The organism is Nonomuraea roseoviolacea subsp. carminata (assembly GCF_024172185.1).
Classification (GTDB): domain Bacteria; phylum Actinomycetota; class Actinomycetes; order Streptosporangiales; family Streptosporangiaceae; genus Nonomuraea; species Nonomuraea roseoviolacea.
Genome location: NZ_JAMZEC010000001.1, coordinates 5,768,495 through 5,785,334, shown reverse-complemented (window position 1 = coordinate 5,785,334; position 16,840 = coordinate 5,768,495). Strand labels below are relative to the sequence as shown.

At 72.9% G+C, this 16,840-nt stretch carries 16 protein-coding genes and 1 pseudogene; 6 read left to right on the top strand and 11 right to left on the bottom strand.

What is annotated here, in order from left to right:
• Positions 1-53: 53 nt before the first annotated feature.
• The 8 genes and pseudogenes from HD595_RS26805 to HD595_RS26775 form a co-directional block, all read right to left on the bottom strand.
• Positions 54-473, bottom strand: a complete 420-nt coding sequence (locus tag HD595_RS26805) for a hypothetical protein (RefSeq protein WP_253773640.1) — start codon at positions 471-473, stop codon at positions 54-56.
• Positions 474-610: 137 nt separating this feature from the next.
• Positions 611-1,525 carry a sigma-70 family RNA polymerase sigma factor gene (locus HD595_RS26800; protein WP_253773638.1) on the bottom strand — a complete coding sequence of 305 codons (915 nt, stop codon included), beginning with the start codon at positions 1,523-1,525 and terminating at the stop codon, positions 611-613.
• 10 nt (positions 1,526-1,535) lie between these two features.
• Positions 1,536-1,922, bottom strand: coding sequence for an STAS domain-containing protein (locus HD595_RS26795; RefSeq protein ID WP_253773637.1), 387 nt, complete (start codon positions 1,920-1,922; stop codon positions 1,536-1,538).
• Positions 1,923-1,963: 41 nt separating this feature from the next.
• Positions 1,964-2,164 carry a phosphotriesterase family protein gene (locus HD595_RS47105; protein ID WP_337960024.1) on the bottom strand — a complete coding sequence of 67 codons (201 nt, stop codon included), beginning with the start codon at positions 2,162-2,164 and terminating at the stop codon, positions 1,964-1,966.
• A gap of 16 nt (positions 2,165-2,180) precedes the next feature.
• Positions 2,181-3,350, bottom strand: a complete 1,170-nt coding sequence (locus HD595_RS26790; RefSeq protein WP_253773635.1) for an RNA-guided endonuclease InsQ/TnpB family protein — start codon at positions 3,348-3,350, stop codon at positions 2,181-2,183.
• 199 nt (positions 3,351-3,549) lie between these two features.
• Positions 3,550-3,621: pseudogene (locus HD595_RS26785) on the bottom strand (hypothetical protein); the annotation flags it as partial.
• Between the two features lie 201 nt (positions 3,622-3,822).
• Positions 3,823-5,340 (bottom strand): APC family permease, encoded by a 1,518-nt coding sequence (locus tag HD595_RS26780; RefSeq protein ID WP_308211240.1) that lies wholly within the window; start codon positions 5,338-5,340, stop codon positions 3,823-3,825.
• 79 nt (positions 5,341-5,419) lie between these two features.
• The gene (locus HD595_RS26775; protein ID WP_253773633.1) at positions 5,420-5,878 is read right to left on the bottom strand and encodes a universal stress protein; all 459 of its coding nucleotides are present in this window, start codon (positions 5,876-5,878) and stop codon (positions 5,420-5,422) included.
• A gap of 98 nt (positions 5,879-5,976) precedes the next feature.
• Here HD595_RS26775 and HD595_RS26770 point away from each other — a divergent pair, with 98 nt between their 5' ends.
• Complete coding sequence (locus HD595_RS26770; RefSeq protein ID WP_253773631.1) at positions 5,977-6,342, top strand: hypothetical protein; 366 nt, start codon at positions 5,977-5,979, stop codon at positions 6,340-6,342.
• On the opposite strand, the gene HD595_RS26765 is transcribed toward HD595_RS26770, so the two are convergent.
• Positions 6,303-6,944 (bottom strand): DUF998 domain-containing protein, encoded by a 642-nt coding sequence (locus HD595_RS26765; RefSeq protein WP_253773629.1) that lies wholly within the window; start codon positions 6,942-6,944, stop codon positions 6,303-6,305. The two genes, HD595_RS26770 and HD595_RS26765, sit on opposite strands and share 40 nt — an antisense overlap.
• A 184-nt stretch (positions 6,945-7,128) precedes the next feature.
• Positions 7,129-8,064, bottom strand: coding sequence for an anti-sigma factor RsbA family regulatory protein (locus tag HD595_RS26760; protein WP_253773627.1), 936 nt, complete (start codon positions 8,062-8,064; stop codon positions 7,129-7,131).
• A gap of 248 nt (positions 8,065-8,312) precedes the next feature.
• Between HD595_RS26760 and HD595_RS26755 the strand changes: the two genes are divergently transcribed.
• Entirely contained in the window at positions 8,313-8,687 is a 375-nt protein-coding gene (locus tag HD595_RS26755; protein ID WP_253773625.1) for a hypothetical protein, read from the top strand.
• 109 nt (positions 8,688-8,796) lie between these two features.
• Positions 8,797-10,296 (top strand): DUF2079 domain-containing protein, encoded by a 1,500-nt coding sequence (locus HD595_RS26750; protein WP_253773623.1) that lies wholly within the window; start codon positions 8,797-8,799, stop codon positions 10,294-10,296.
• On the opposite strand, the gene HD595_RS26745 is transcribed toward HD595_RS26750, so the two are convergent.
• Complete coding sequence (locus HD595_RS26745; RefSeq protein WP_253773621.1) at positions 10,293-11,390, bottom strand: glycosyltransferase family 4 protein; 1,098 nt, start codon at positions 11,388-11,390, stop codon at positions 10,293-10,295. The two genes, HD595_RS26750 and HD595_RS26745, sit on opposite strands and share 4 nt — an antisense overlap.
• 38 nt (positions 11,391-11,428) lie before the next feature.
• On the opposite strand from HD595_RS26745, the gene HD595_RS26740 reads away from it, so the two are divergent.
• From HD595_RS26740 to HD595_RS26730, 3 genes are read left to right on the top strand one after another with little or no spacing between them, the layout of a single operon-like run.
• Complete coding sequence (locus HD595_RS26740) at positions 11,429-12,247, top strand: PIG-L deacetylase family protein (protein ID WP_253773619.1); 819 nt, start codon at positions 11,429-11,431, stop codon at positions 12,245-12,247.
• Between the two features lie 49 nt (positions 12,248-12,296).
• The gene (locus HD595_RS26735) at positions 12,297-13,358 is read left to right on the top strand and encodes a lysylphosphatidylglycerol synthase domain-containing protein (protein ID WP_253773617.1); all 1,062 of its coding nucleotides are present in this window, start codon (positions 12,297-12,299) and stop codon (positions 13,356-13,358) included.
• A gap of 51 nt (positions 13,359-13,409) precedes the next feature.
• Positions 13,410-16,835, top strand: a complete 3,426-nt coding sequence (locus tag HD595_RS26730) for an ATP-binding protein (RefSeq protein WP_253773615.1) — start codon at positions 13,410-13,412, stop codon at positions 16,833-16,835.
• Positions 16,836-16,840: the final 5 nt, after the last annotated feature.

Sequence of the window (16,840 nt, the reverse complement as noted above, 5' to 3'; positions counted from 1 at the left end):
CGGCGGCCAGGGGGCGGGCGGCGACGCTCGCGCCCCTGGCTCTCCTGTGACGGTCAGCGGTAGTACTCGTAGTGGACGACCGTGCTGACGTGGGTGTCCCAGCGGATCTCGCCGTCGAGCCACCGGTTCCACAGCGACGCCAGCCTGCTGGAGCGCACCGTGCAACCCGCCCAGCGCTGCCGCTTGGCCCGGATGGTGCCCACGTAGTCGTAGCACGATCCGGCCTTGGTCCTGTTGACCTTGAGGCGGGCGTTGAGCGAGACGTCGTACAGGGTCTTGCGCGAGATGTTGGTGATCTTGACCTTGATCCGGCAGGTGTCCTTGCAGCGACCGAGGACGATCTTGTAGCGGATCAGCTGCGCGCCGTCGGCGGCGGCCGGCTTCCCCATGACGGCGGGCGCGGGCGGGAGCGGTGCGGCGGCCACGGCCGGGAGGGGTGTGGCGGCCAGGACGGTGGCCGTGACGACGGACAAGGCCGACAAGCTGCGTAAGGGCGTGACGGAGCGGCGGTTACCCATGATGCCCCCAAAGGCGACGAACCCTCGCTTCCCCCCTCGAAAGCGACTCAGGTTCTTCGATTAACCGTCACGATCCCCGCCCGGTCAACGGCTCAGGACGCCCACGCCACCACCGGCGTCCCGCCTCTGAGCCGCTTCAGCGCCTGCCGCTCCAGTTGCCGTACGCGCTCGCGGGTCAGGCCCATGTGGTCGGCGATCGTCCCGTACGTCGCGACCTCGCGGCCCGCCAGGCCGTACCGCTGCCTGATGATGAACGCCTCGCGCGGCGGGAGCCCGGTGACGAGCGCGCGCAGCTCGGCGCTCATGGCCCGCTGCTCGGTGAGCTCGTGCACCTGCGGGCCGTCCTCGTCGGCGATCAGGTCGCCGAGGTTGCTCTCGCCGTGCTCGCCGACCGGCAGGTCGAGGCTGACCGTGTCCTGGGCGAGCCGGCGCAGCCCGGTGACCTCCGCGACCGTGCGCCCGGCCGCCTCGGCCAGCTCCGCGTCGCGCGGCTCGCGGCCCAGCTCGGCGGCGAGCCGCCGGCCCGTCCTGGCCAGGCGCGACAGCTCCTCGCCGACGTGCGTGGGCAGCCGCACCGTGCGGCTCTTGTCGTGGATGCCGCGCTCGATGGCCTGGCGGATCCACCACATCCCGTACGTGGAGAACTTGTAGCCGCGCTTGTAGTCGAACTTCTCCACGGCCCGCATCAGCCCGAGGTTGCCCTCCTGGATGACGTCGAGCAGAGGCAGCCCGCGCTGGGCGTAGCGCCGGGCGGCGGAGACCACGAGGCGCAGGTTCGACCTGATGAGCAGCTCCTTGGCGCGCCGCCCCTCGTCGCGGATCTCGCGCAGCTCGGCGAGGCTCGCCGCGTCCCGGTCGCCGTCGGGGGCTCGGGCGATCAGGTGGCCGGCGTACAGGCCGGCCTCGACGCGCCGCGCGAGCTCCACCTCGTCGGCGGCGGACAGCAGGGGGATGTCGCCGATCTGCTTCAGGTAGACACCCAGGAGGTCGGGCTCGTGAGCCGGCATGCCCTCGCGACTACCCCGGGAACGGCGGTGAATTCCCCGGTTCGGAGAGTTCGGCGATGGCCAGCTCGGCCGTGCTGCGGATGTCGAAGAACTTGTCCAGCGCGGTGATCGCGAACAGGTGCTTGCACCTGCCGTTCAGCCCGGCGAGCAGCAGCCGGCCGCCGGACGCGGTGACGGCCTTGTGCACGTACACGAGCACCGACAGCCCCGACGAGTCGCACACCTCGACGCCCTGCATGTCGATGACCAGCATGGGCGGCTGCGTGAGATCGAGCGCCTTGGTGACGCGATCACGCACTTCGGCGGCTGAGGCGAAATCGAAGTCTCCTGTGAGCCTCGCGATGACGCACGGGCCCTGGAGCCCCAAGCTGATCGACAAGGCTTGCTCCGAAGTCACCCAGCTCCACCTACCTGTGTTGCAGTACTGATCCCACTACTTTACGCAAAGTAGCTTCTCGGGTTATACACCAGCATCTGGTCGATATGCGCCTGCGCCACGCCCGAATCGAGCAACATTGCAAGGACTTGGTCGTGAATGTGATCGTATCGCCAGTCAGGCGCGAAGACGGCGAGGGCGTCATCCCCCCCGCCGAAGTAGTCCTTGACATCCTCCCCCTCGTCAACGAGGGGGATTCCCACGGTCGCCCGTGAGGATTCACCGCCGGTCGCCCGCCCGAGAGGATCCTCGTTGAGGTCTTACACCAGCTCCACAGGCGTTTCGACTCTCCGCCAGCCCGGCGGCGAGCACGTTCTTGGCCGCGTTGACGTCCCTGTCGTGGACCGCGCCGCACGCACACGTCCACGCGCGGACGTTCAGCGGCATCTCGGCTTGCAAGGCCCCGCACGCCGAGCACAGCTTCGACGACGGGAACCAACGGTCCACCACCACCAGCGTGCGCCCGTACCAGGCTGCTTTGTACTCCAGCATGCCCCGCGACTCCCGCCAGGCCGCGTCCGAGACAGCCCGGGCCAGGCTGTGGTTCTTGACCATGTTGCGGACGGCCAGGTCCTCCACGGCGATCACTTGATTCTCGCGAACAAGCCGTGTGGTGACCTTGTGCAGGTGGTCGTGTCTGCGGTCGGCGATCCGGGCGTACACCCTGGCCACGCGAAGCCGGGCCCGGGCCCGGTTGTTCGAGCCCTTCTCCTTACGGGCCAGCGCACGTTGCGCCTTGGCCAGCCTGCGACGGTCGCGCCGTTCGTGACGAGGATTGACGATCTTCTCTCCGGTGGAGAGCGTGACCAGCGCGCTGACGCCCGCGTCCACGCCCACCGACGCCTCGACCGGCGGCAACGGGCCGATCTTCTCCTCGACCAGGATGCAGACGAACCAGCGTCCGGCCGCGTCTTTCGACACCGTCAGCGTGGACGGCTCCGCACCCTCAGGAAGCAGACGCGACCACACGATGTCCAGCGGCGCGCTCATCTTCGCCAGCGTCAAGGTGCCGTCCCGCCAGCGAAACGCGCTACGCGTGTACTCCGCCGACAAACGCGACTTCTTCCTGCTCTTGAACGCCGGGTACCTGGCCCGCTTGGCGAAGAAGTTCGCGAACGCCGCCTGAAGATGGCGCAGGGCCTGCTGAAGCGGCACCGACGACACGTCCGACAGGAAATCGTAGTCGCCACTGCGCTTCCACGCCGTCAGCGCCGCGGACGATTCCCCGTAGGAGACGCGACGTCCTTCCAGTGCGTAGGCACGGGTGCGTTCTTCCAGAGCCTTGTTGTAGACGAGGCGGACGCAGCCGAACGTCCGGGCAAGCTCCTCCGCCTGCTCGGGGGTCGGGAAGAAGCGGTACTTGTAGGCCCGCTTCACGGTCTGCGCCACGTCGCGCATTCTCCCGCATACCCAGGTGAGCCTGGGGCGGATTTTCGATACGGCGGTCCGCCTGGCGGCGGATCGCCTGTCCTGCCCTGCTCCGCAGGAGTCCGATTCCTTTCCCCCGCCTGAAGGCGGAGTTTCCTCGGAGGTATCTGATGAAGCAGGCCGTGTCGTGGCTGAGCACCATCCGGTCCGCGTACCCGCGCCGGCACAGCTCCGCGATCGTGGCCACGCGCCGCTCGGTCGTCTTGTACACGTCCAGCCCGAACCGGTCCATGCCGAAGTGGCGCCCGTGTCGGCCAGGCTCATGAGGTGGTCGAGGTCGTTGGAGTCGCCGGCGTGACCGACGACCTCGGCCAGTGGGGACGGGCATGCTCGCACCTCCATGCCGGCCGGACGGCATGCGCGCTCACCCGAGCGCCGCCACACACCGCGCGGGCGGCCGTGCGCGCCAACCTAAGCGCGCGTCCCGGCCCGGTCAACGCTCGGCGCGCCGGTGCCGGAGCGCCCAGACGAGCGCGCCGACGGCGAAGACCGCCAGCCCGCCCGCCACGGACTGCCACGGCAGCGTGGCGGCGAGCACCAGGCACAGGACGACCCCCGCCACGGGCACGACCTTGGGCGGCGCGCCCTCCTCCCGCGTCAGGGTGAGCGCGGCGGCGTTGGCGATCGCGTAGTACACCAGCACGCCGAACGAGGAGAACCCGATCGCCCCGCGCAGGTCGGCCACCAGCAGCAGCCCCACCACCGCGACGCCCACGGCCAGCTCGGCCCGGCGCGGCTCCCGGCGTGCCGGATGGACGGCCGACAGCGCGTGCGGCAGGTCGCGTTCGCGGGCCATGGCGAGCACCGTGCGGGAGACGCCGAGCACCAGGGCGAGCAGCGCCCCGAGCGCCGCCACGGCCGCGCCCGCCGTCACCACGGGCCGCAGCCACGCGAAGCCCGCCATCTCCACGACGTCGCCCAGCGGGGCGTCGGACGCGGCCAGCAGCGGCCAGCCCAGGACGCGCAACGCCGCCACGGCGACCAGGGTGTAGACGGCGAGCGTGATGCCGAGGGCGATGCCGATGGCGCGGGGGATCGTCCGCGCCGGATCGCGCACCTCCTCGCCGAGGGTGGCGATCCGGGCGTATCCGGCGAACGCGAAGAACAGCAGCCCCGCGCCCTGGAGGACGCCCCACCACCCGGTGACCGAGGGGCCCGTCCTCTTGGCCACCGTCACCAACACGGGCGGAGAGGGCAGGCGTTCGCGGAGGCCGGGGATCGGGTACGAGACGCCCTTCCCGAGGTCGTCCACCGAACCCCGGTGCACGCCGGGCGGCCCCGAGGGTGTGCCGGGCGGGCCCGCGGACGTGCCTGGCCGGCCCGAGGGCATGCTCGGCGGCCCCGCGGACGTGCCTGGCCGGCCCGAGGGCATGCTCGGCGGCCCCGCGGACGTGCCGGGGAAGCCGTGCCGCGGCTGGCCGGGAGCGGCGGTGAGCGACGCGGTCGTGGGCGCCGGCGGGGCGAGCAGGCCGGTGGCGATCACCGCCGCGAGGACGGCCAGCACGAACGCCACCATCACCCGGGCCGCCGCGGTCGAGCGCCGCACCCCGTACACGTTGAGCGCCGTGACCCCCACCACGGCCCCCACGGCGAGCGGCCGGGCGAGGCCGGGGGCCACGTAGGCGCCGAAGGTCAGGGCCATGGCGGCGCAGGAGGCGGTCTTGCCGACCGTGAAGCCCCAGCCGGCCAGGTAGCCCCACAGCGGGCCGAGCCGCCGCCGGCCGTACACGTAGGTGCCGCCCGACTCGGGGTGGAGGGCGGCCAGGCGGGCCGAGGACGTGGCGTTGCAGTAGGCGACGACGGCGGCGAGCGCGAGCGCGGCGAGCAGCCACGGCCCGGCGGCCGCCGCCGCAGGCGCGAACGCCGCGAACACGCCCGCGCCGATCATCGCGCTCAGCCCGACGACGACCGCGTCACCGGTGCCCAGCCGCCGCGCCAGTCCCTCGCTCACGTGGCCCCTCCCTCACCGGGAGCCACTCTGCCCTACGCCGCCGACGTCTCCGCCCCCGCCCCTGATCCAGGAGCAGGCGTCAGGTGTGCGTCTCCGGGGCGGGGACCACGAGGACGGGCCGGGTGGCGTGGTGCAGCACCCGGTCGGACGTGCTGCCGAGCAGCAGCGACCGGATCCCGCCCATGCCGCGCGTCCCCGTCACGATGAGCGTGGCGCCGACCTCCTCGGCCGCGTCTACGATGGCCGACCACACAGACATGGCGTCGGTCGCCACCCGGGGCGTGGCCTCCAGCCCCGCCGCACCGGCGAGCGCGGCCCCCTCGGCCGCCAGCGCCGTCATCGACTCCTCGATCGCGGCGTCCTCGGCGCTCGTGTCGCCCACCGCCACCACGAGCCCGGCCGACGCCCGCGCGGACGTCATCGCGGCCCGCTCCCACACGGTCAGCACCACGGCCCGCTCACCCTTCAGCAGCGTGCCCGCGAACGCGATCGCGGCCTTGGCGTCCTCGGACCCGTCATAGGCGATCAGAATGGTCATCTCGTCATCTCCTCATCGGACGGACGTTCGTTCCATCAGGACCGTCTACCTACCAACAGACGGCCGTTTCACGCCTGCGGGACGGGTAGCCCCATGTCATGACGGTGACGAGATTCCAGGACCTGCCGCTCGCCGACCGCGACCGCGAGTGGGACTCCGCCGCGGCCGACAAGCGGGTGCGCAAATGGGCGGGCGCCGAGGAGCGGCCGAACGACAAGTACCGGCAGGCGCACCTCTGGTACGACGCCGACGACGCCGACGAGTTCGGCGCGTACAAGCTGCCGATCGCCGACGTCGTCGGGGGTGAGCTGAAAGTCGTGCCGCGGGCCGTCATCTCCGCGGCGGGGGTGGTGGACGGAGCCAGGGGCGGGGTGCGCATCCCCCAGGACGAGGTCTCCCGGGTCAAGGCGCACCTGGCCAAGTACTACGCCAAGATGGGCGACACACCGCCCTGGGAGCGCTGAGCCGTCCCGCGCGGGACCGGCCGCAGCATCGACATCCCGGCCAGGGCCAGCACGCCCAGCTCGGAGACCACCACGACGCGCTGGGTCAGCCCGGCCGGCACCTCGTCGTCGGCCAGCGGGATCCCGCACATCCGCACCACGTACGGGATCACGACCATCAGCAGCGCGGCCAGGGCGATCGCGCTCAGCACCCGCACCGCGCGGGCGTACCGGGCGCGGGTCCTGGCCCACAGCATCCCGGCGGCCGGCATGGCGAGGAACGCGGCGAACGCGGCGTACCGGTGGATGCCGCCCGACAGCGACAGCGGCACGCCCGGCCGGTCCGTCGGGAACGCCCCGATGAGGAACATGCTGACCGCCCACGCCACCACCAGCACCACGACGCCGCCGCTCGCGCCGGCCCGGCGCAGCCCCTCGGCGGTGAGCGCGCCGCCCACCGCGAACAGCGTCAACGAGGTGGGCAGCAGCCAGCCTCCCGGGTAGAAGGCGTACGAGCTGATCACGGTGTGCATCGGGTCGAGCCCGGTCCAGGTGTGCAGGGCCAGCATGGCGCCCGTCCCGCCGGCGATGGTGGAGAGTCCGCTCACAAGCAATGCCTTCATGCCTCAAAGCTCGTGGAACGCGGCTTCGCGGAGTATCGGAGATCGGCCCGAAGCGGCCCTGAACGACCCCCTAATACCTTGGTCGGGGCACCCCTGGGGGCGGCCCGGGTGACCTGGGCGGATGTCTCCCCCGAGGAGGCCGCCCTCCTCAGGGTCGGTAGGGCGGGCCCTACCGGTCCGTCCCTCAGGAGGGCCGGCGGGCGGGGATGTCGAAGTAGGCGCGGATCGTGGTGCCGCCGGCGCTGGTGTGGACCCGGACGAGATCGCTCAGCAGGTTGACGATGAGCAGCCCGCGCGAGCCCGCGACGCGCGGGTCCACCGGCTCGCGGCCGGCCAGCGGGTCGGTGATGTGCCCCTGGTCGCCGACCTCGCACACCATCCGGCCGTGCTCGGCCCAGACGCGGATGTCGCCCGCGCCGCCGCCGTAGTCGAGGCTGTTGGCGCAGAGCTCGGCGATGACGAGGCGGATGTCGTCGAGCCGGGTCTCGTCGAAGCCCAGCTCGGCGCCCAGGCCGGCGGCCAGGGCGCGGGCCGAGGCGAAGTTGCCGCGGTCGAAGCGGAGGGCGGCGAAGCCGCTGGGCTCGGGGAAGGGCAGGTTGTGCACGCGTACGACGTGGTGGGGGTCGTAGGCGTCGCTGGCCCGCTCGCCCCCGGCGTCCTGGAGCACCGGGTGGGTGAGCTCCGCCTCGCGCAGGACCTCCGGGTCGAGCCGCTCGACGTCGTACGGGCACAGGATCGTGACGTGCCGACCGGCGAAGGCGAGGTTGATCAGCGCCTCGTGCTGGGCGCACGCCGGGTACTCGGTGGAGCTGCGACCGGCCCAGATCGGCTCGCCGATGATGCGCACGTGCCCGCCGGTGTGGCTGTCGGCGAAGGCGCGCAGCACCGCGGGGATGATGCGGCCGGGGTTGCGGCCCGCCTCCTCCATGTTCAGCAGCCGTACGCGGGCGGCGTCGGCGCCGAGCGCGCCCTCGATGAGCTTGAGGTTGGCGGCGGGCACCGCCACGGCCACCGGCTCGCCCGCGGCGAGGCCGTCGCGGATGAAGGCCGTGGTGGCATCGACGTATTCCCGGTCGCCTCGATAGAAGAGCGCCGGGTGCACGAAGGGGTCCGCCAGCATCACCCGTCACGGTACCCGCTCGTGAGGAGTTCAAGGCAATCCGTTGGGTATCCCAGGGTTGTGAAGAGAGTCCAGATCGTGCAACGCCCCAAGCCGGCGCAGCAGCCGGCCCCCCTCGACCTGCGTACTCCGTCCGGCCGGAGACTCCCCTTCTGACGCCTCGCCAGGCGGTGTCAGTGGTGTGCAAGTGACCATCAAGGCTGGGGCCATAGCTTCCCTTCATCCGCAAAAGCAACGAAGGGCATGAAATGAACACCCCCAGCCGTCGCATCGCCGTCGTCATCGCGACGCTCACCCTCGCCGGCCTCACCACCGCCTGTGGCGCCATCGGCAATGCGGTCGACTGCAACCAGGTCAGTCAGGAGATCACGAAGATCAGCACTGAGTTCCAGAGCTCCGTGACCAGTGCCGCCACTGACCCCAAGGCCTTCGAGAAGGCCAGCCAGGAGACCGCCGGCAAGCTGAAGACGCTCGCCGGCAAGTACGACGGCGACCTCGCCGGGGCGATCAACGACCTTGCCTCCGTCTTCGACGGCATGAAGCTCGACAACCCGTCGGCCATGACGGACAGCATGTCGAAGATCTCGTCGATGTCGACGAAGATCCAGAGCGCCTGCGGCTGACGCATGCCTCCGGCCGTCGCGAAGCCTGCGGGGGGCAGTGCATCGCGGCGGCCGGGGCGATCATCGGGAAGTCCGCACATCCCGAAAAATCCGTCTAATCTTGCTGCTCGTGACGGGCGACACGCTGGCAGACGACACCGAGGCGACCCCCGCCACCTCCTCCCCCTGGCGACACCGGCTGGGCGCCGCAAGGCTCCGGCTGGGCGGCCACCGGCCGGCAGTCGGGCTGATCGCCCTGCTCTCCACCGCGATCTACGCGACCGTCGGGCTGGTCAAGCTGGCCACGTTCCGCGCCTCCATCTTCGACCTGGTCATCTTCGACCAGGCCGTGCGCAACTACGCGCACTTCCGGCCGCCGTACGTGCCGGCCGTCGGCGCCTTCCACGGCCGGGGGCTCGAATATCTGCAGATCGCCGACCACTTCTCCCCCGCGTACGCGCTGCTCGCGCCGTTCTACTGGATCCACGACGGGCCGGAGTCGCTGGTCGTCGCGCAGGCGCTGCTGTTCGCCGCCGCGATCCCGTTCGTGTGGCTGTTCACCCGGCGGGTGCTCGGCACCGGCCCCGCCTACCTCGTCGCCGTCGCGTACGCGCTGTCGTGGCCCGTGGCGCAGGCGATCGCGTTCGACGCGCACGAGGTGATGTTCGTCCCGCTGCTCACCTCGATCATGATCGAGCGCTACCACGCGGGACGGCACGGGCCCGCGTTCGCGGCGATGGCGGGGCTCCTCCTGGTCAAGGAGGACATGGGGCTCATGGTGATCGGGTTCGCGATCTACCTGTTCGTCACCGGCGACCGCTTCCGCGGCCTGTGCTGCGCGGCGATCGGCGCGGGCGGGGTGATGCTGACGCGCGGCGCGCTCATCCCCATGCTGGGCGGCAGCACCGACGACTTCTGGGCCTACGGCCACCTCGGGCCGGACGCGCCCAGCGCCGTGCTGACGCTCTTGCGTGACCCGGTGGCCGCGATCCTCCTCCCGTTCAACGACGAGGCCAAGGTGGACACGCTCTTCCTGATGGCCTGGCCGACGCTGCTGCTCTGCCTGCTGTCGCCGCTGTCACTGGCGGCGCTGCCGCACGTGCTCGAACGCATGCTGTCGGACCGCGCCCTGTGGTGGCAGGCGGACTTCCAGTACAACGCGTTCACCGTCGTCATCCTGCTGTGCGCGGGCGTGGACGGGCTGGCGCGGCTGCTGCGCCGGTTCGGGCGTGGCGACGACCGGTCGCTGAGGCTGGCCTGGGCGTTCGGGGCGTGCGTGATCGCCGTGACGCTGGTCCCCCGCTTCGCGCTGGACCAGCTCTACCATCCGTCCTTCTACAAGGGCGACGAGGTCAAGGTGGCCGCGGCCCGGGAGGCGGTGTCCAAGGTGCCGGCGGGCGTCGTCGTGGAGGCCGCCAACTCGGTCGGGCCCGCGCTCTCCGCGCGCGCCACCGTCCTGCTGTGGAGCGGGCAGTCGCGGGCCGCCCCGTGGGTGGTGGCGGACACGGCCCGCTGGGAGTTCCCGTTCGGGTCGGCGGAGGAGCAGGCGGCGACGGTAGCGAGGCTGGAGACCGAGGGGTACCGCAGGGTGTTCGAGCGCGACGGGTACGTGGTGCTCAACCGCCCCTAACGCCTTCGCCTGACGAGGCCGGCGGCCTGCTCGTACGCGCGCTCGAACCCTTCGAGCACGGCGGGCCAGGAGCCCGCGGCGGGCGGCGTGGCGCGGTTGTGCTCGGTGATCCGGGCCCGCAGCTCCGCGTCGGCGGACAGCCGGGCCACGGCCGCCGCCAGGTCGCCGAGGTCGCGGCCGAGCAGCCCCTCCGTGCCGTGCCGGACGAAGTCGGCCACCCCGCTCTGCGCCCGCGCCACCACGGGCAGCCCGGCGGCGCGGGCCTCCAGCGCCGCGATCCCGAACGACTCGCGCGGCGCGGGGGCCACGAACACGTCCGCCGACTCCAGGACCTTGGCGATCTGCTCGCGCGTGTAGCGGCCGGGCAGCGACACCCAGCCGGTCATGCCGTGCCGGGCCAGGTAGCGTTCCATGGACCCGCGCGCCGGCCCGTCGCCCACGACCGTGGCCCGCAGCGGCACCGCCGGCGGCACCGCGGCCCGCACCCGGTCGAGCAGCCGCAGCAGCCGCACCGGCTGCTTGCGCGGCGCCAGCCGGCCCACCGCGACGATGTGCACCTCGCCCCGGTCGGAGGGGGCACCGGCCAGGGTGCGCCACGCCGACAGGTCCAGCCCGTTGGAGACGACCCGCACCGGCACGCGCCGGCCCGCGACCGCGCGGATCGGCGCCGCCGCGGCGTTGCTCACCGTCGTGCCCACCAGGCCCCAGCGCTGCCACCCGTACGCCAGGCGCAGCAGGCGGTAGAGGGCGCGCGTCAGCGGGTCCCACATGCTGTGCACGGTCACCACGCACGGCAGCCCGGCGCGTACGGCCGCGCGCACGCCCATCCACGCGAACGGCGAGACCGCCCCCGTGTGGACGTGGACCACGTCGGGCCGCGACACCCGCATGCGGCGCGTGAGATGCCTCACCCCGGCCGGGTGAACCGGCAGGTCGAACGGCATCGGCGCGACGATCCGGTGCACACCGGGCAGCGCCTCGCCCCTGGTGGCGGTGGCCACCTCGACCTCGTGGCCGGCCTGCCGCTGCATCCGCACGAGGTCGGCGACCTGGACCTCGATCCCCCCGAGCCGCGGCAGGTAACAGTCACTCACGTGAAAGATCCGCACCCCTCCCAGACTAATCTGGGCCTGTGCCTCCACGTACCGCTGTGTTCTTCCACGCCCATCCCGACGACGAGGCCCTGCTGACGGCGGGCACGATGGCGATGCTCGCGGCCGAGGGGCACCGCGTGGTGCTCGTGGTGGCGACCGCGGGCGAGCGCGGCCTGGCCGACATGGAGCCCGGCGAGGAGCTGGGCCGCACCCGGCTGAAGGAGTTGTACGAGTCGGCCGCGCTGCTCGGGTGCGCCCGCGTGGAGTGCCTCGGCTACGGCGACTCGGGGCTCAGCCCGAAGGGCGGCGTGGCCGACGAGCGGCCCGACAACGCGTTCATCGACGCCGACACCGAGCAGGCCGCGGGCCGGCTGGCCGAGATCCTCCGCGAGGAGGACGCCGAGCTGCTGTCGATCTACGACCCGGCGGGCGGCTACGGCCATCCCGACCACGTCCAGGTCCACCGGGTGGGGCGGCGGGCCGCGGAGATCGCGGGCACGCCGATCGTGCTGGAGGCCACGGTCGACCGCGACCCGCTGGTCCGGCTGCTGCGGCTGGCGGGCAAGGTCTACCGGTTCCCGCCGGAGTTCGACGTGCGGACGTTCGAGAGCGCGTACTCGCCCGGCGAGGTGATCACGCACCGGGTCAACGTGCGCAAGTACACGAGGCAGAAGCGGGCGGCCATGGCCGCGCACGCCTCCCAGGCGAAGGGCGGCGACGGCGACCGCACCCTGGCCGTGCTGCTGAAGGTGCCCGGCCCGCTCTACCGCCTGGTGTTCGGCACCGAGTGGTTCGTCCGCCGCGACGTGCCGCCCGGCACCCGCCTGCGTCATCCGCTGGACCCGTGGCCGAGTTGACACCTCCGGAGGATCCGGGCCGCGCCCGCGCCCGGCAGACTGGGACACGATGAAGAACAAGTGGGTCCAGATCACACTGTCGGCGCTGTCGCTCGCGCTGGCGGTGGTGCTCGTCGTCTATCTGCCGCAGATCGTGCGCGCGCTGACCGGCAAACCGGTCTCCTGGCACGAGATCGGCGCGGTGTTCGCCACCATCGGCTTCCCGATGATCGCGCTGATGACGGCGCTGTGGCTGCTGAGCCTGTTCGCGTACACGTTCGTGCTGACCGGCTCGCTGCCCGGCCTCGGCCACACGCAGGCGCTGACGCTGAACGCCGCCGGGAGCGCGGTGAGCAACCTGCTGCCGTTCGGCGGCGCGGCCGGGGTGGCGCTCACCTTCGCCATGACCCGGGGCTGGGGGTTCGCCAACCGCCCGATCGTGGTGATGACGCTGGTCAGCGGCATCTGGAACACGTTGTTCAGGTTCATCCTGCCGGCGGTCGGGATCATCGCGCTGCTCATGGCGGGCGAGGTGCCCAACCACACCGTGGCCCGGGCCGGCTGGGTGGGCGCGGTGTCGATCCTCGTGCTGTGCCTGGTCGTGGCCGCGGCCCTCTACTGGGACCGCGCCGCCCGGCTGCTCGGCCGCGGGCTCGACGCCGTGGTGCGGCTGCTGCGGCTGCGCTTCCACGCCTCCGAGGCGTTCGAACGGCTGCGCGCCGACACCGCCGACGTCGTCCACACCCGCTGGCTGGGCCTGTCGCTGGGCATGGTGTTCTTCCTCGGGTTCCAGTGGGCGATCATGGCCGCGTGCATGCTGGCCACCGGCGCCTACCCGGGCCTGGCCCAGTCGATCGCGGTGTTCGCCCTGTCGCGGGTGCTCACCAGCGCCCTGATCACCCCGAGCGGCGCCGGCATCATGGAGGGCGGCGTCGTGCTCCTGCTCACCGGCGCGTTCGGGGTGGCGGCCGCGCCCGCCACGGCGACCGCGCTGCTGTTCGGCTTCTGGACTTACACTATCGAGATCCCGTTCGGCGGCCTCGCCCTGGGCGCGTGGGCGCTGCTGCGCAGGCGTGACGGCCGAGGCACCGCCACGGAGCCCCCGTCCGCGATCTCGAAGGCCTCCCCGTGACCATCCGAAACGAAACAAAGACCTTGTGCGTGATTCGGAAGCTTGCATAGCGTGGCGGCTGACATGGTGGCGTTCCGGGTTCTGGGGCCAGTCGAGGCGTACGAAGACGACGAACTCGACCTCGGCGGGTTGCGGCAGCGGGCCGTCCTCGCCCGGCTTCTCGTGGCCAGAGGTCAGGTCGTGCCCGTCGACATGTTGCTGTACGACCTGTGGGACGACGACACGGCCAAGGGAGCCCAGTCGGGGCTCCAGGTCTACATCTCGCGGCTGCGCCGCGTGCTGGAGCCGGGGCGTCCGCGGGGCGGGCCCAACCGGCTGCTGGTGACCGTCGCCTCCGGCTACGCGCTGCGGGTGGCGCCCGACCAGGTCGACGCGCTCACGTTCGAGCAGCTCGTCCGGGCCGCGGGCGAGCACCTGGAGGAGGGCGACCCGCAGTCGGCGCGCGGCCGGCTGGAGAAGGCCCTCGGCCTGTGGCGCGGCACCCCCTACTCCGACTTCGCCGACCAGCCGTGGGCCGAGGCCGAGGTCAACCGGCTGACCGAGCTGCGGCTGGTCGCCCGCGAGCGGCACGCCGACACCGGGCTGCGGCTCGGCCTGCACGCCGAGACCGTGCCCGACCTGGAGGCGCTGACCACCGAGCACCCGCTGCGCGAGGAGGGCTGGCGGCTGCTCGCCCTCGGCCTCTACCGCTGCGGCCGGCAGGGCGACGCGCTGGCGGCGCTGCGCCGGGCCCGCGGCATCCTGGCCGACGAGCTGGGCATCGACCCGGGGCCGGCGCTGCGCAAGCTGGAGTCCGACATCCTGGCCCAGGCCCCCGAGCTGGAGCTGGCCACGGTGCCGCGCCCGCCGCGGCCCGTGCCGGTCGGCGACACCTGGCCGCCCCGGCCCGCCGCCGCGGTCGAGCCTCCCCCGCTGGAGCCCGAGCCGTTCGTCGGGCGCGACGCCGAGCTGGCGCGGCTGACCACCGCCGCCGGCCGTACGGGCCGCTTCCAGGTCGCGATCGTCACCGGCGTCGCGGGCGCGGGCAAGACCACGCTGCTGCGCCAGCTTGAGGGCCGGCTCGCCGCCGACGGCTGGATGACGGCCTCGGGCGCCTGCCCCGACTCCAGCGCGACGCCGCCCGGCTGGGCGTGGGTGGAGATCCTGCGCTCGCTGGTCGGCCGCACCGGCGCGGGCGAGTACTCCCAGCTCCTCGCCCCGCTGCTGGACGACGCCGCGCCCGACCCCGACGACGACGAGGCGTCCGGCGGCTTCCGCCTGCACCGGGCGGTCGGCGGCTACCTGGCCGGGGTTTCCCGGCGGGCGCCGATGCTGCTGACGCTCGAAGACCTGCACTGGGCCGACGACCAGACGCTCGCCCTGCTGCGGGCGCTGCCCAGCCTGCTGGCCACCAGCCGGGTCATGCTCGTGGTCACCTGCCGCGAGAGCGAGCTGGACGACGGCCAGTCCGACGTGCTGGCCTCGCTGGCCCGGCTCGGGCCGCTGCGGGTGCAGCTCTCGGGGCTCGACCCGAAGGCCGTGGCCGAGCTGGTCCGGGCGACGTGCGTGCGCGAGATCGACGAGGACGCGGTCGAGTCGATCGTCGAGCGCACCGCGGGCAACCCGTTCTTCGTCCGCGAGACCGTGCGCCTGCTCGACTCCGAGGCCGCCGCCGACCGGGCCAGCGCCGCCGAGGTGCTCTCCCGCGTGCCGTCCGGCGTGCGCGACGTGCTGCGGCGGCGCATCTCGCGCCTGCCCGCCGGGGCGCAGCAGATCCTGCTCCAGGCCGCGGTGATCGGCCGCGACGTGGACGTCGACGTCCTGGTGGACGTGGCCGGCGACGAGGACGCGGTGGTGGAGGCCGTCGAGGCGGCGTTACTCGCGGGGCTGGTCACCGAGCCGGGCCCGGGGCTGCTGCGCTTCGACCACGACCTGGTGCGCGACACGATCTACTCCGACGCGTCCCGGCTGCGCCGCACCCGGCTGCACGCGGCGGTCGCGGCCGTCATCGAGCGGCGCGCCCCGTCCGACGTGGCCGCGCTCGCCCACCACTACTTCCTGGCCGACGCCGCCGAGAAGGCCGTCCACTACTCCGGCCTCGCCGCCGAGCAGGCCGAACGTCGCTTCGCGCACCGCGAGGCCGCGACGCTGTGGGAGCAGGCCATCGCGGCGTTCGAGCGCAGGAGCTCGCGACGAGAGAGCGAGGGACGAGCCAACGAGGAGCGAAGCGGGCGCGACCATGAACACGACCGCACGGGTGGCCTCACCCGTGACCGGCTGCAGCTCATGCTGCACCGGATCAAGGCGCTGGCCCTGTGCGGCGACATGACCGCGGCGCGGCTGTTGCGCCGCGAGGCCATGGACGCCGCGCTGCCGCTGGGCGACCTGGAGATCACCGCCCGGGTGGCCGCCTCGCTGGCCGTCCCGCACAAGGGCATGGCGCGCGACTTCACCCGCACCGCGTGGGAGATCGTGGACGTCACCGAGAAGGCGCTCATGGAGCTGCCCGAGGGCGAGCAGACCCTGCGCGCCAGCCTGCTCACCACGCTCGCGCTGGAGCTGGAGGGCTCCTCCTCGCCCGAGCGCGGGCGGCAGGCGTCGCTGGAGGCGCTGGAGCTGGCCCGGCAGAGCGGCGACCCGGTGCTGCTGGCCGCCGCGCTGAGCGGGCGGCTGCGCCAGTCGTACGACATCCCGGCGGTCGACACCCGCGAGAGCATCGGCCGCGAGCTGCTGGAGGTGGCCCAGCGCTCCGGCCAGATGGCCACCCAGGCGCTCGCCCATCTCGTGCTGCTGGAGTGCGCGGCGGCCCGCGGCGAGTTCGCCGTGGCCGACCGGCACGCCGGCGCCGCGGATCAGCTCGCCCGGCAGTACGACCTGTCCGCGCCCGCCGCGGTCTGCGCCTGGTACTCCGGGCAGCGGCTGATGATCGCCGGCGACTACGCGGGGGCCGAGCGCACCTACCGCGAGGCGGCCCGCATGACGGCCCGCGCCGGCATGCTGGAGGGCCGCCAGGACCTCCCGCTGATCACCACGTTCTGCCTGCACCTGGTGGACGGCCGCGCGGCCGAGACGGTCGAGCTGCTGGCCGAGGCGCACCAGCGGGGCGCCAAGTGGACGCTCGACGCGTACGCGCTGGCGCTCGCCTCCGCCGGGCACCTGGCCGACGCCAAGGCCGTGGCCGCCGTCCGGCCGCCGGTCCGGCCCGACTTCCTGTACGAGCTGGCCATGACGTGGCGGGCGCTGGCCGGGATGCTGCTCGACGACCGGGAGCGGATGGTCGACTGCTACGACAAGCTGGTGCCGTTCGCCGACCGGGTCGCGGGGGCGGGCACCGGCGTGGTGGCGCTGTGGCCGGTCGCGCTGACGCTCGGCGACCTCGCGCTGCGGCTGGGGCAGCCGGACGCGGCGCGCGACCACTACACGAAGGCGCTGGAGGTGGCGGAGCGGGTCGGCGTGCCGCGCTGGGTGGACGCCGCCCGCCGCTCGGTCGGCCGGTGAGGGCG